General features: G+C 30.0%; 11 protein-coding genes. 9 read left to right on the top strand and 2 right to left on the bottom strand.

What is annotated here, in order from left to right; all coding sequences use genetic code 11:
- Window positions 1-107: 107 nt before the first annotated feature.
- The 4 genes from ACQ629_RS01405 to ACQ629_RS01390 all read left to right on the top strand — a co-directional run bounded on the left by ACQ629_RS01405 (window position 108) and on the right by ACQ629_RS01390 (window position 5240).
- Window positions 108-629, top strand: coding sequence for a DUF4199 domain-containing protein (locus ACQ629_RS01405; protein ID WP_483706180.1), 522 nt, complete (start codon window positions 108-110; stop codon window positions 627-629).
- Between the two features lie 79 nt (window positions 630-708).
- Window positions 709-1665: a glycosyltransferase family 2 protein gene (locus ACQ629_RS01400; RefSeq protein WP_483706179.1), complete on the top strand. Its 957-nt coding sequence runs from the start codon at window positions 709-711 to the stop codon at window positions 1663-1665.
- 32 nt (window positions 1666-1697) lie between these two features.
- A complete protein-coding gene (locus ACQ629_RS01395; protein ID WP_483706178.1) occupies window positions 1698-3407 on the top strand; it encodes a phospho-sugar mutase in 1710 nt (569 codons plus the stop codon).
- On the top strand, window positions 3408-5240 hold the full coding sequence (locus tag ACQ629_RS01390) for an ABC transporter ATP-binding protein (protein ID WP_483706177.1): 1833 nt from the start codon (window positions 3408-3410) through the stop codon (window positions 5238-5240). It abuts the gene before it with no gap.
- A 50-nt stretch (window positions 5241-5290) separates the two neighbouring features.
- Here ACQ629_RS01390 and ACQ629_RS01385 read toward each other — a convergent pair whose 3' ends face one another.
- Window positions 5291-6712 carry a CCA tRNA nucleotidyltransferase gene (locus ACQ629_RS01385; RefSeq protein ID WP_483707141.1) on the bottom strand — a complete coding sequence of 474 codons (1422 nt, stop codon included), beginning with the start codon at window positions 6710-6712 and terminating at the stop codon, window positions 5291-5293.
- A gap of 171 nt (window positions 6713-6883) precedes the next feature.
- On the opposite strand from ACQ629_RS01385, the gene pseB reads away from it, so the two are divergent.
- The 5 genes from pseB to pseI are packed head-to-tail and all read left to right on the top strand — an operon-like array spanning window position 6884 to window position 12223.
- Window positions 6884-7915, top strand: a complete 1032-nt coding sequence (gene pseB, locus ACQ629_RS01380; RefSeq protein WP_483706176.1) for a UDP-N-acetylglucosamine 4,6-dehydratase (inverting) — start codon at window positions 6884-6886, stop codon at window positions 7913-7915.
- Between the two features lie 2 nt (window positions 7916-7917).
- Window positions 7918-9066: a UDP-4-amino-4,6-dideoxy-N-acetyl-beta-L-altrosamine transaminase gene (gene pseC / locus ACQ629_RS01375; protein ID WP_483706175.1), complete on the top strand. Its 1149-nt coding sequence runs from the start codon at window positions 7918-7920 to the stop codon at window positions 9064-9066.
- Window positions 9059-9766 carry a pseudaminic acid cytidylyltransferase gene (gene pseF / locus ACQ629_RS01370; protein ID WP_483706174.1) on the top strand — a complete coding sequence of 236 codons (708 nt, stop codon included), beginning with the start codon at window positions 9059-9061 and terminating at the stop codon, window positions 9764-9766. The genes pseC and pseF overlap by 8 nt, the downstream gene beginning before the upstream one ends.
- Window positions 9747-11207: a UDP-2,4-diacetamido-2,4,6-trideoxy-beta-L-altropyranose hydrolase gene (gene pseG / locus ACQ629_RS01365; protein ID WP_483706173.1), complete on the top strand. Its 1461-nt coding sequence runs from the start codon at window positions 9747-9749 to the stop codon at window positions 11205-11207. The genes pseF and pseG overlap by 20 nt, the downstream gene beginning before the upstream one ends.
- Entirely contained in the window at window positions 11204-12223 is a 1020-nt protein-coding gene (pseI, locus tag ACQ629_RS01360; RefSeq protein ID WP_483706172.1) for a pseudaminic acid synthase, read from the top strand. The genes pseG and pseI overlap by 4 nt, the downstream gene beginning before the upstream one ends.
- A 1-nt stretch (window position 12224) precedes the next feature.
- On the opposite strand, the gene ACQ629_RS01355 is transcribed toward pseI, so the two are convergent.
- Window positions 12225-12785: an L-threonylcarbamoyladenylate synthase gene (locus ACQ629_RS01355; RefSeq protein WP_483706171.1), complete on the bottom strand. Its 561-nt coding sequence runs from the start codon at window positions 12783-12785 to the stop codon at window positions 12225-12227.

The following is a 12785-nucleotide window of genomic DNA, read 5'->3' as shown; positions in this document are numbered from 1 at the left end:
TTAACTCTTTGAATACTAATACATTGTTGGGAATCTTTTTTATAAGAACTCGATTCCAAAACAAAAGAATATATTTGTTAAACTAACTAAAAATCAATTACACAAACATGGAAAATCAAGCTAACAGTAAAAACATTATTTTAAATTATGGATTATACTTAGGTTTAATCGGAGTATTTATTCATTTAGTCTTTTATGCAACAGGGAACTTAATTACATTAGGTTGGTTAACTGGTATTTTAGGGTTTGTAGCCATGATTACTTTAATTGTTTTAGGTATTAAAAAATTTAAAGCAGATAATGGAGGTTTTTTAAGTTTCGGACAAGCGTTAAAAGTTGGTGTAGGAATTGCTGCTTTTAGTGCTGTTATAACTGTTATTTATACTTTGATTTTTACAAATTTTATAGAACCAGGATTTCAAGATCAAGTAATGGAAATTCAAAAACAAGCATGGATGGATGCTGGTATGAACGACGAACAAATTGAGGCCTCAGAAGAAATGGCTAAAAAATTTGGAGGTCCTGCTATTACTATTCCAGTTACTATAGTTATGTCAGCTTTCTTTGGTTTTATATTTTCAGCAATAACAGGTGCTATTATGAAAAAAACAGAAGAAGAGCAATATTAAGAATACTTTAAAAAGGTAAAGTTATAAAGTTCACTAAAGACTTTGTAACTTTACCTTTTTAATTTTCTTACCAAATACTATGGATATATCGGTAGTAATACCACTTCTTAACGAAGATGAATCTTTACTAGAATTACACAATTGGATTGCAAAAGTTATGCTATCCAATACTTATTTATATGAAATTATTTTTATTGATGATGGTAGTACCGATACTTCTTGGCAAGTAATTGAGCAATTATCAGCAGAAAACAAGGCCGTAAAAGGAATTCGTTTTCAACGTAACTATGGTAAATCGCAAGCTTTAGATGCTGGTTTTGGTTTAGCAAAAGGAAATGTTGTTATTACTATGGATGCCGATTTACAAGACAGCCCTGATGAAATACCTGAATTATACGATTTAATTATTGCCGAAAATTTCGATTTAATTTCTGGATGGAAAAAGAAACGTTACGACAATGTAGTAACCAAAAACATACCTTCTAAACTATTTAATTGGGCAGCTCGTAAAACATCTGGCTTAGAATTAAATGATTTTAACTGCGGATTAAAAGCCTATAAAAACGAAGTAATAAAAACAGTAAAAGTAAGTGGCGAAATGCACCGTTACATTCCTGTTTTAGCAAAAAACGAAGGTTTTAATAATATTGGTGAAAAAGTAGTAAAACATCAAGCTCGAAAATATGGTGTCACTAAATTTGGAATAGATCGTTTTGTAAACGGATTTTTAGATTTAATTACCATTTCATTTTTATCAAAGTTCGGAAAGCGACCAATGCATTTTTTTGGTCTTTGGGGAAGCTTAATGTTTATATTTGGCTTTTTTAGTGCTTTTTTTATCGGAGTAATGAAAATATACCGCTTATCAGTAGATATAAAAACCATTCTGGTAACCAATAATCCTTGGTTTTATATTGCTTTAACTTCTATGATTTTAGGAACCTTATTGTTCCTAGCAGGCTTTTTAGGAGAGTTGATTATTAAAAGTAATCCGCAACAAAAGCACTACACTATTAAAGAAAAAATAAATTTTTAAAACGCGTATCTTTGTACGTTTTAATTTGACATATGGAAGAGATTTTAAACAAAGCACAATTATGGTTATCTGATACATTCGATTCAGGAACTAGAAAAGAAATTCAACAACTAATCGATACTAATTCTGATGATTTAGCAGATCGATTTTATAAAAATTTAGAGTTCGGTACTGGTGGAATGCGTGGAATTGTTGGCGCAGGAGTCAACCGAATTAACAAATATACCTTAGGTAAAGCAACACAAGGTTTAAGTAATTACTTACATCAAACCTATCCTAATAAAGAAATAAAAGTGGCAATTGGTTATGATTGCCGTCACGATAGCAAGTGGCTCGCTAAAGTAGTTGCTAATGTATTTTCAGCAAATAATATTAAGGTATTTCTTTTTGAAGACCTACGCCCTACTCCCGAGTTATCATTTGCCGTAAATCATTTAGGTTGCGATGTTGGTATTGTATTAACGGCATCTCATAATCCGCCAGAATATAACGGTTATAAAGTATATTGGTCTGACGGAGGACAAATTGTACCGCCACAAGATACAGGTATTATTGATGAAGTAAATTCATTAGCATATACCGATGTTAATTTTAATGCCAATGAAAATTTAATTTCTACAATTGGTAACGAAGTTGATGAAGCTTTTTGGCAAGCATCGATTAAAAACGGAACATTTAATGTAAAAGGACGTGAGGATTTAAAAATAGTTTTTACGAATTTACACGGAACGGCTATAAAATTAATTCCTGAAGTTTTAAAACGTGCTGGTTATACACAAGTTCATATTGTAGAAGAACAAGCGGAGCCTAACGGAAGTTTCCCAACGGTAAAATCGCCAAACCCTGAAGAACCAGAAGCCTTAAAAATGGCAGTTGATTTAGCGAATGAAGTTGATGCGGATATCGTTTTAGGAACAGATCCTGATTCTGATAGAATTGGTATTGCTGTGCGTGATTTAGAAGGTGACATGAAATTATTAAACGGAAATCAGACCATGAGTATGATGACCGATTTTTTAATTAATGATTGGAAAAATAATGGCAAGTTAAACGGAAAACAATTTGTAGGTTCTACCATCGTTTCTACGAATTTAGTAAACGAAATTGCTACTTCTTACGGCGTTGAAACCAAAGTTGGATTAACTGGCTTTAAGTGGATTGCTAAAATGATTAAAGACTACCCTGAGTTAGATTTTATTGGTGGTGGTGAAGAAAGTTTTGGTTATATGGTGGGTGATTTTGTTCGCGATAAAGATGCGGTTACCTCTGCCCTACTGGCTTGTGAAATAGCATCAAATGCAAAAGTAAATAATAGTTCTTTTTATGAAGAATTGTTGGCATTATATACACGTCATCATTTTTATAAAGAACACTTAATTTCTATTGTTAAAAAAGGAATGAACGGTGCGCAACAAATCAAACAAATGATGGTTGATTTACGTAAGAATCCGTTTACTGAAATAGACAATGCTAAAGTGGAGTTTTTATACGATTATCAATCATCTATAAAAAAGAATTTAATAACAGGCGAAGAAACGGTTATGGATATTCCGAAATCTAATGTATTGATTTATCAAACTACAGATGGAACTAAAATGGCAGCTCGCCCAAGTGGAACAGAACCAAAGATTAAGTTTTATTTTAGTGTAAAATCAAAATTAGACGCAGTTGAAAACGCTGTAACTATTGAAAAAGCACTAGATGAAAAAATTCAACGAATTATAAAAGAATTAAACTTGTAAATGAATTATTTAAAACGTTTTTTTAAATACGCAAAACCCTATAAATCATTAGGAATATTAAGCATTATTCTTAATGTTTTTTATGCTTTATTTACTACGCTTTCATACGTTATATTAATGCCTACTTTAAATATATTATTTGGAGAAACGCCTAAAGTATATTTAAAACCCATTTATAAAGGTTTTAGTGAATCATTAAACAAAGACTATTTAAGTGATTTATTAAATTATTACGTTACTTATACTAATGAAAATTATGGACAAGAAACAACATTACTATATGTAGTAATAGCTGTAGTTGCGGTTTTCTTGCTAAAGAATTTGTTTGGATACCTGGGGCAATTAGCAATGGTTTTTCTAAAAAACAATGTATTAAAAGACCTAAGAACAATTATTTACAATAAAATAATAACGCTTCCATTGGCTTTTTTCTCAAATCAAAACAAAGGAGATATTATAGCACGTAGCACTAATGATGTTAATACAATTAACAACTCATACCTTAATTTGATTATAACTTTTATTAGAGAACCATTAAATATTGTTTTTACATTATTTTTTATGATTTCAACAAGCTGGGAATTATCTATTTTTATTTTTACTTTCATTCCTATTTCTGGTTTAGCTATCTCATTTATAAGTAAAAAAATAAAACAACAATCTGGAGAAATTTCTCAAAAAATTGGTGGTCTTTTAAGTATTCTAGAAGAAAGTATTTCAGGTTTAAAAATTATCAAAGCATTTAACGCCGAACAATTATTTTCTTCAAAATTTAATACTCAAACGGAAGACATTCGATTATTGTCTAATAAAATGAGTAAAAAAGAAACGCTGGCAAGTCCTATGAGCGAATTTTTAGGTGTAATTACTATTGCTGGCCTTCTTTGGTATGGTGGTAAAATGGTTTTGATTGATGAAACATTATTGGGAGGTACTTTTATCGGATTTATGGCTGCTGCATATAATATACTCACGCCAGCTAAGGCTATGGCGAAAGCTAATAATAATATTAAAATAGGAAATGCTGCGGCACAAAGAATATTTGAAGTTATAGATACTGAAAATGAATTAATAGATATTGATAACGCTAAAGAATTAACTGATTTTAATAATACGATTGAATTTAAGAATATCTCTTTTATGTATGAGAACTCTTATGTATTAGAGAATTTTTCATTAACAATACCTAAAGGTAAAACAGTTGCCTTGGTTGGGCAATCTGGAAGTGGAAAATCTACACTTGCAAACCTAATTACTCGTTTTTACGATGTTAATAAAGGTGATATTCTTATAGACGGGAATAATATAAAAAATATTTCTAAAAAATCTTTAAGGGGTTTAACAGGCATTGTTGCTCAAGACTCTACCTTGTTTAATGATACTATTGCTAATAATATAAAATTAAGTAAACCTTCTGCTACAGAAAAAGAAATTGAAGAAGCTGCCTTAATAGCAAATGCTTCTGAATTTATAGAAAATCTACCTTTAAAATATAATACAATAATAGGAGATCGTGGTAGCTCTTTATCTGGGGGGCAACAACAAAGAATAGCAATTGCTAGGGCTGTTTTAAAAAACCCTCCTATCATGATTTTAGATGAAGCTACTTCTGCTTTAGATACAGAATCAGAGCAATTAGTTCAAGTTGCTTTAGAAAAGATGATGAAAAACAGAACTTCATTAATTATCGCACACCGTTTATCGACTATTCAAAATGCAGATGAAATTGTTGTAATGAAAAAAGGAAGGATTGTAGAACAAGGTAAACATGAAGAATTACTTGCTGAAAAAGGTGAATATTTTAAACTTGTTACTATGCAATCATTAACATAAACAAAAAAGGGAAGTTTTTAAAAACTTCCCTTTTTTTTATTTATAACTTCTTAATTATTTTCTAAACCTAACTTCTTACCTTTCTCTATCATATATTGATAACAAGCTTTGTGTTCATTAGGAATTTCACCTTCTAAAATAGCTTCTTTTATTGCTTCTTTAATCTGACCTATCTCTCTACATGGAGTTAAATTAAACTCTTTCATAATTTCTTCTCCAGTAATTGGAGGTTGAAAATTACGAACTTTATCTCGCTCTTCTACTTCTTTAATTTTTTCTCGAACAAGTTCGAAGTTTTTATGGTAACGATTAAATTTTTTAGGGTTTTTAGTAGTGATATCTGCCTCACATAAGGTCATTAAACTATCAACATCTTCTCCTGCATCAAAAACTAACCTTCTTACAGCCGAATCTGTTACATCACTTGCTAAAACAATAGGCCTTGAACTTAACATTACCATTTTTTGAACAAATTTCATTTTGTTATTCAATGGCATTTTTAAGCGCTTAAATAATTTAAAAACCATTTTAGAGCCAACAAATTCATGTGCATGAAATGTCCAACCTTGCTTTTTATGATATCGCTTCGTTGGTGCTTTACCAATATCGTGTAATAAGGCAGCCCAACGTAACCAAACATCTTGAGTGTTTTCTGATATATTATCAACAACTTCTAAAGTGTGATAAAAATTATCTTTATGCTTCTGCCCTTCTAATTCTTCTACGCCTTTTAAAGCGGTTAATTCAGGAATAATTCTTTCTAATAACCCAGTTTGTTCTAGTAATAAAAAACCTACAGAAGGTTTAGATGATTCAAGTATTTTATTTAATTCAACAATTATTCGTTCTTTGGTAATAATATCGATTCTTTTTGCATTCTTAGCAATGGCGCTTAAAGATTCGGCTTCAATTATAAATTTTAATTGTGAAGCAAATCGAATAGCACGCATCATACGAAGTGGATCATCAGAATAGGTAATATCAGGATCTAAAGGAGTTTTAATTATTTTAGCCTCTAAATCTGACATTCCGTCAAAAGGATCTAACAATAAACCAAAAGATTCTTTATTTAAGCTCAAAGCCAAAGCATTTATAGTAAAATCACGCCTGTTTTGATCGTCTTTAAGTGTGCCCGGTATTACTTCCGGATTTCTACTATCTTCTGTATAAGATTCTCTACGAGCGCCTACAAACTCTATTTCAACATCTTTATAACGCAACATTGCTGTTCCGTATGTCTTAAAAACCTGAACTTTTGGTTTGTTTGGTAATAGAGAAGCTACTTTTTCTGCTAACTCAATTCCGCTACCAACCGCTACTACATCAATGTCTTTTGCGGTACCTCTTTGTAAAATAAAATCTCGTACAAAACCACCAATCACATAACTATCTAGTTGTAATTCTTCGGTTGCTTTACTTATATATTGAAATATTTCAGCAGAAATTGCTTCTTTAAAATATTGTTCTTGCATTTCATTTTCACTTAGCTTACTTGTTATAGTTAACAAGTTTTCGAATGCAAATTTACCAAATTTTATAGTATACAAAAATTGATTTTGCTATTTCTTAATTTATAACTTATAAAAGTTATAAATTATGTATTTTTACCGACTATCATAATTACATTTTGAATAAACAATTTTATGCTAAACTTAAATAATCAATCTATATTAATCACTGGTGGTACAGGCTCTTTTGGTAAAATGTTTACTAAATTAATTTTAAGTAGATTTCCTGACCTAAAACGTCTTGTAATTTTATCAAGAGATGAGCAAAAACATTTTCAAATGGCTCAAGAATTTCCTGAAACCGAGTATCCTCAAATTCGTTATTTTATTGGTGATGTAAGAGATGTTAAAAGGTTAGAAAGTGCTTTTGAAGATATTGACATTGTAATTCATGCTGCAGCTATGAAACATGTTCATTTGGCTGAATACAACCCAATGGAATGTATCAAAACAAATATAAATGGTGCTGAAAACGTTATTGATGCTGCATTAAGATGTGGTGTTAAAAATGTAGTTGCTTTATCTACTGATAAAGCCGCCGCACCTATAAACTTATACGGAGCTACAAAGTTAACTTCTGATAAATTATTTATAGCTGCTAATAATATTAAAGGAAAAAGAGATATTAAATTTTCTGTAGTTAGATATGGAAATGTAATGGGGTCTAATGGTTCTGTGATGCCTTTTTTCTTAAATAAGAAAAAAGGAGGCGCGTCTTTTTTACCTATTACAGATAGGAGTATGACACGGTTTAATATATCACTGGAAGACGGTTGTGAAATGGTTTTTTATGCTATCGAAAAAGCATGGGGAGGTGAAGTTTTTATTCCTAAAATACCATCTTACAACATTGTAGATGTAGCAACTGCTATTGCACCAGAATTAGAACAGAAAACAGTAGGTATTAGACCCGGTGAGAAATTGCATGAAGAAATGATTACTTCTTCAGATTCATTTACTACGCTAGATTTAGGGAAATATTATGCTATATTACCACAAAGCTCTCCGTATTCAACTTATACTATAGAAGAATATCAAAAAGCTTTTAATGGGAGTCTAGTACCCAAAGGTTTTTCTTACGATTCAAATAATAATACTGAATGGGAAACTGTAGAAAGTTTAAGATTATTAGTTAAAGAGCATGTAGATCCTAATTTCGAAATATAAAAATGGCATTTAATATTCCTTACGGACGACAAAGTATAGAGAAAGATGATATTGCTGCTGTTGTAGAAACCTTACAAGCAGATTTTTTAACTCAAGGCCCAAAAGTTAAAGAATTCGAAGATAAATTTGCAGCTTACGTAGGCTCTAAATATGCATTAGCAGTAAATAACGCTACTTCTGGTTTACATTTATCAGTTTTAGCAATGGGATTACAAGAAGGAGATCGTGTTATAACAACACCAATTACTTTCGCTGCATCTGCTAATTGTGTTCGTTTTGCTAAAGGCGAAGTTTGGTTTGCAGATATTGACCCAAATACCTATTTATTATCAATCGAAAGTGTTCATAAATTAATAGAAAGTAAACCTAAAGGTTTTTTTAAAGGAATTATTCCTGTTGATTTTGCGGGGTTGCCTATTAATTTAGAAGCGTTTAAGAAACTAGCTGATGAACATAATTTATGGATTATTGAAGATGCTTGTCATGCACCTGGAGGTTATTTTACAGACTCTAATAATAAAAAACAACACTGTGGTAATGGAAACTATGCAGACATTGGCGTTTTTTCATTTCATCCTGTAAAACATATTGCTTGTGGTGAAGGAGGAATGTTAACTACTAACTCTGAAGAAATTTATAAAAAACTATCACTTCTTAGAACCCATGGAATTACCAAAGAAAACATGAAAGAAAATCATGGGGATTGGTTTTATGAAATGCAAGAGCTAGGTTTTAATTATAGATTAACCGATTTTCAATCTGCATTAGGAATAACACAGTTGTCCAAAAATAATACAGGTGTTCTAAAAAGAAATAAAATTTCGAATACTTATAAAAATGCTTTTCAAGGGAAGATAAAGTTTCAAGATTTACCGCAAGGAACTTATAATGCACACCACTTATTTATTATCGAAGTTGAGAATAGAAAAGGGTTATATGATTATTTAAGAAGTCATACTATTTTTGCTCAAATACATTATATACCTGTACACAAACTACCTTATTATCAAAAAATAGGCTATAGTAATGCAGATTTATCTAATGCTGAAGATTATTATTCAAAATGTATTAGTTTACCTATGTTCCCTAGTTTAACTGAAGAGGAACAACAATTTGTAATCAATAAAGTTTTGGAATTTATTAATGACTAGAATTGCTATTATACCCGCACGAGGTGGAAGTAAACGAATTCCTAAAAAAAACATAAAACCTTTTTTAGGAAAACCTATTATTGCGTATTCAATAGAAGCGGCTATAAATAGTAATTTATTTGATGAAGTTATTGTTTCTACTGATGATTCTGATATTGCAAAAATAGCTAAGCAATACGGAGCTGTAATTCCATTTTTAAGAAGTCAAAAAAATTCTGATGATTTTGCAACGACATTTGATGTTATTCAAGAAGTTTTAAACTGGTATAGTAATAAAGGATCTAATATAGAAGTTGCTAGTTGCATATATGCCACTGCTCCTTTTATTACAAGTAATTTACTATTAAAAGCTTATCAAAAATTAATTAATAATGAATTTGACACTGTTTTTCCAGTAATCCGTTTTGGTTTTCCTATTCAGCGAGCAATTAAAATGATTAATAATAATGGAAAAATGGCTTTATTTCAACCAGAGCATTTAAATGCTAGATCTCAAGATCTGGAAACTGCGTATCAAGATGCTGGTCAGTTCTATTTTTTTAGACCTAAAATAGTTTTAGAAAAGAAAAAAATTTGGACCGATAACTCTGGTATTATAGAAATTAATGAATTACAAGCTCAAGATATTGATACAGAAACAGATTGGAAACTCGCTGAATTAAAATACAAAATTCAAAATGATGAAAAAACTTCTTTTTAGAGCAGATGGAAATTCAGAAATTGGATTAGGGCATTTATATAGACTATTTGCAATAGTAGAAATCTATAAAAAAACTACTGATTATATTTTTATTACTAGAAAAGACTCCACCTTAAAAGTAATTCCTGATGATTATCCAGTTGAATCAATTTCTAATAATATCGATTTAATTGATGAACCTAAATGGTTGTCAACAAATTATAGTTCTAATGAATATATTATAATTATAGATGGTTATCAATTTACACAAGATTACCAGAAAAAATTAAAATCCTTGGGCTACACTATTATGTATATCGATGATTTAATCACAAATCATCAATACGCAGATATTATTGTTAATCATTCTGAAGGATTACAAGAAGAAAATTATACTGCCCAATATTATAGTTTACTCGCTTTAGGAACTCAATACGCCATATTAAGACCTTCTTTTTTAGAAGCTACAAGAAAGAAAAGATTAATATATAATATAGACACCGTTTTTGTTTGTTTTGGAGGTGCTGATATGTTTGATTTAAGTTATAAAGCGACAAAAGCGTTACTTCTTTTTTCTAAATTTAAAAAAATACATATTCTATTAGGTGGAGCTTATAAGCACAAACATATATTTGAATTACAAGAAAAAAATTCTAATATTTATATTCACCAAAACTTACAAGAAAAAGAAATTGTATCTGTTATGGAACAATGTAATTTAGCCATTGCCCCTGCTAGTACAACTCTATATGAATTGTGTGCTATTCAAATGCCTATTTTATCGGGTTATTTTGTAAAAAATCAGCTAAACATATACAATTCTTTTTTAGAAAAAGGAGCAATATATGGTTGTGGGGATTTTTCAAATTATAGCATTCAAGATTTCTTTGAATCAATTCAAAAAATGACAAGTCTAAAGGAATACAATTCTTCTTTAAAAGTTCAACAAGAATTATTTGACTGTCAAATTAGCAATCGTTTTCTCCAATTATTAAATTATGCTCATCTATCGATTAGAAAAGCGTTAAAAACTGATATGTTACAAGTTTATAACTGGTCAAATGATCCTATAGTAAGAAAAAACTCTTATGATTCTAAACCTGTAATATTAGAAAAACATCAAAGATGGTTTACTTCTAAAATAAAAAATGAAAAAGCTTTATTTTATATCATTGAATATAATTCTATTCCGGCTGGAATGGTACGATATGAAAGAGAAGAACACCATACTGTTGTAGGTATTACAATTGCTAAAGAGTTTAGAGGGCGGAAATTGGCTCCTTTATTTTTAATAAAAGCAGCTAAGGAATATTTTCATGAATTTGAAAAACCTATTCTAGCTTACATAAAAAAAGAAAATACTCCTTCTGTTAAATCTTTCAAAAAAGCTGGTTATCAACTTTATAAAGAAGAGTCATTTAACGAGATAGACAGTTATATATATAAATTAGAGAAAATATGATTCCAACAGATAGATGTTTTATAATTGCTGAACTCTCAGCAAACCATAACGGAAGTAAAGAAATTGCTATAGAAACTATTAGAGCAGCGAAAAGAACTGGTGCTGATGCTATTAAATTCCAAACTTACACTGCAGACACCATCACTTTAGATTCTAAAAAAGAAGATTTCAAATTAAAACAGGGAACCATTTGGGACGGAATGTTTTTACATGATTTATACCAACAAGCACATACTCCTTGGGAATGGTTTAAAGACTTATATGCAATTGCTAGAGAAGAAGGTCTTATTGTTTTTTCTTCTCCTTTTGATAAAACGGCAGTAGATTTATTAGAATCTTTAGATAATCCGATTTATAAAATAGCTTCGTTTGAAATTACAGATATTCCTTTAATAGAATATTGTGCAAAAACAATGAAACCTATTATAATATCTACAGGAATCGCTACTGATGAAGACATTCAATTAGCTATTGATACGTGTAGAAATGTAGGAAATAATGATATTACTTTATTAAAATGTACCTCTTCTTACCCTGCTCCTATTGAAGAAGCTAATTTGGTTATGATTAAGGATTTAAAAGAACGTTTTAATGTGAAATCTGGACTTTCAGATCACACAATGGGAATAGTTACTCCTGTAGTTGCGGTTACATTAGGAGCTACTGTAATAGAAAAGCATTTTATTTTAAATAAAGAAATTGGCGGTCCAGATGCATCGTTTTCTTTAGACGAAGCAGATTTTACACAAATGGTAAGCTCGGTTAGAGCGGCAGAAAAAGCAAGCGGTGTAATTAGTTATCAATTAACAGATAAAATGAAAAGTGGAAGAGAATTTTCACGTTCATTATATATTACAACAGATGTTAAAAATGGTGATAGTATTACCGAAGATAATATTCGTTCTATAAGACCTGGCTTTGGCTTACATCCAAAACATTATAATGCTGTTTTAGGGAAAAAATTCAATAATAATTTTGAAAAAGGAACAGCTCTTAAAAAAGACTATTTTCAATAATTTATTCCCTCAATGTAACTATAACGCCGTCTTCCATAATTTTTAAAATGGTAGATGGCTTATTATTTAAACCCTCTTCATTTATTCTAACTATGTAGTCTACGTTTTTTTTTATTTCATCAGAAATATAATTAAAAGATTTCGGGGTCACTTCTCCGCTAACATTTGCTGAAGTAGATACAATGGGCTTACCAAATTCTTTAATCAAAGACTGACAAAATTTATTTTTAACTACTCTAATTGCAATAGTATTGTCTATTGCTATAGTATTACTCGCTAATCCTTTTGGATTATTATATATTATTGTTGTTGGTTTATCTATTTGGTTTAAAAGAATAATTACTTTTTTTGGAATATCGGTAACATATTCATTTAACATTTCAATAGAATCGACCAAAATAATTAAACTCTTAGTCTCTTCTCTTTTCTTTATTTTATATATTTTCTTAACAGCATCAAAATCTGTTGCATCACAACCAATTCCCCAAACAGTATCTGTTGGGTATAAAATTGTTTTTCCTTCTTTTAAAACAACGACAGTATTCTTTACAATCTCTTTCAA

The sequence above is a fragment of the Tenacibaculum sp. SM2510 genome, assembly GCF_057002845.1.
The sequence above is the reverse complement of the archived record's forward strand: the minus strand, read 5'-3'. Positions and strand labels throughout refer to the sequence as shown.

What these genes read in the sequence shown, in the direction of transcription:
- ACQ629_RS01405 (WP_483706180.1), top strand. Translation starts at nt 108, where the DNA reads ATGGAAAATCAAGCTAACAGTAAAAACATTATTTTAAATTATGGATTA.
- ACQ629_RS01400 (WP_483706179.1), top strand. Translation starts at nt 709, where the DNA reads ATGGATATATCGGTAGTAATACCACTTCTTAACGAAGATGAATCTTTA.
- ACQ629_RS01395 (WP_483706178.1), top strand. Translation starts at nt 1,698, where the DNA reads ATGGAAGAGATTTTAAACAAAGCACAATTATGGTTATCTGATACATTC.
- ACQ629_RS01390 (WP_483706177.1), top strand. Translation starts at nt 3,408, where the DNA reads ATGAATTATTTAAAACGTTTTTTTAAATACGCAAAACCCTATAAATCA.
- ACQ629_RS01385 (WP_483707141.1), bottom strand. Translation starts at nt 6,712, where the DNA reads ATGCAAGAACAATATTTTAAAGAAGCAATTTCTGCTGAAATATTTCAA.
- pseB (WP_483706176.1), top strand. Translation starts at nt 6,884, where the DNA reads ATGCTAAACTTAAATAATCAATCTATATTAATCACTGGTGGTACAGGC.
- pseC (WP_483706175.1), top strand. Translation starts at nt 7,918, where the DNA reads ATGGCATTTAATATTCCTTACGGACGACAAAGTATAGAGAAAGATGAT.
- pseF (WP_483706174.1), top strand. Translation starts at nt 9,059, where the DNA reads ATGACTAGAATTGCTATTATACCCGCACGAGGTGGAAGTAAACGAATT.
- pseG (WP_483706173.1), top strand. Translation starts at nt 9,747, where the DNA reads ATGAAAAAACTTCTTTTTAGAGCAGATGGAAATTCAGAAATTGGATTA.
- pseI (WP_483706172.1), top strand. Translation starts at nt 11,204, where the DNA reads ATGATTCCAACAGATAGATGTTTTATAATTGCTGAACTCTCAGCAAAC.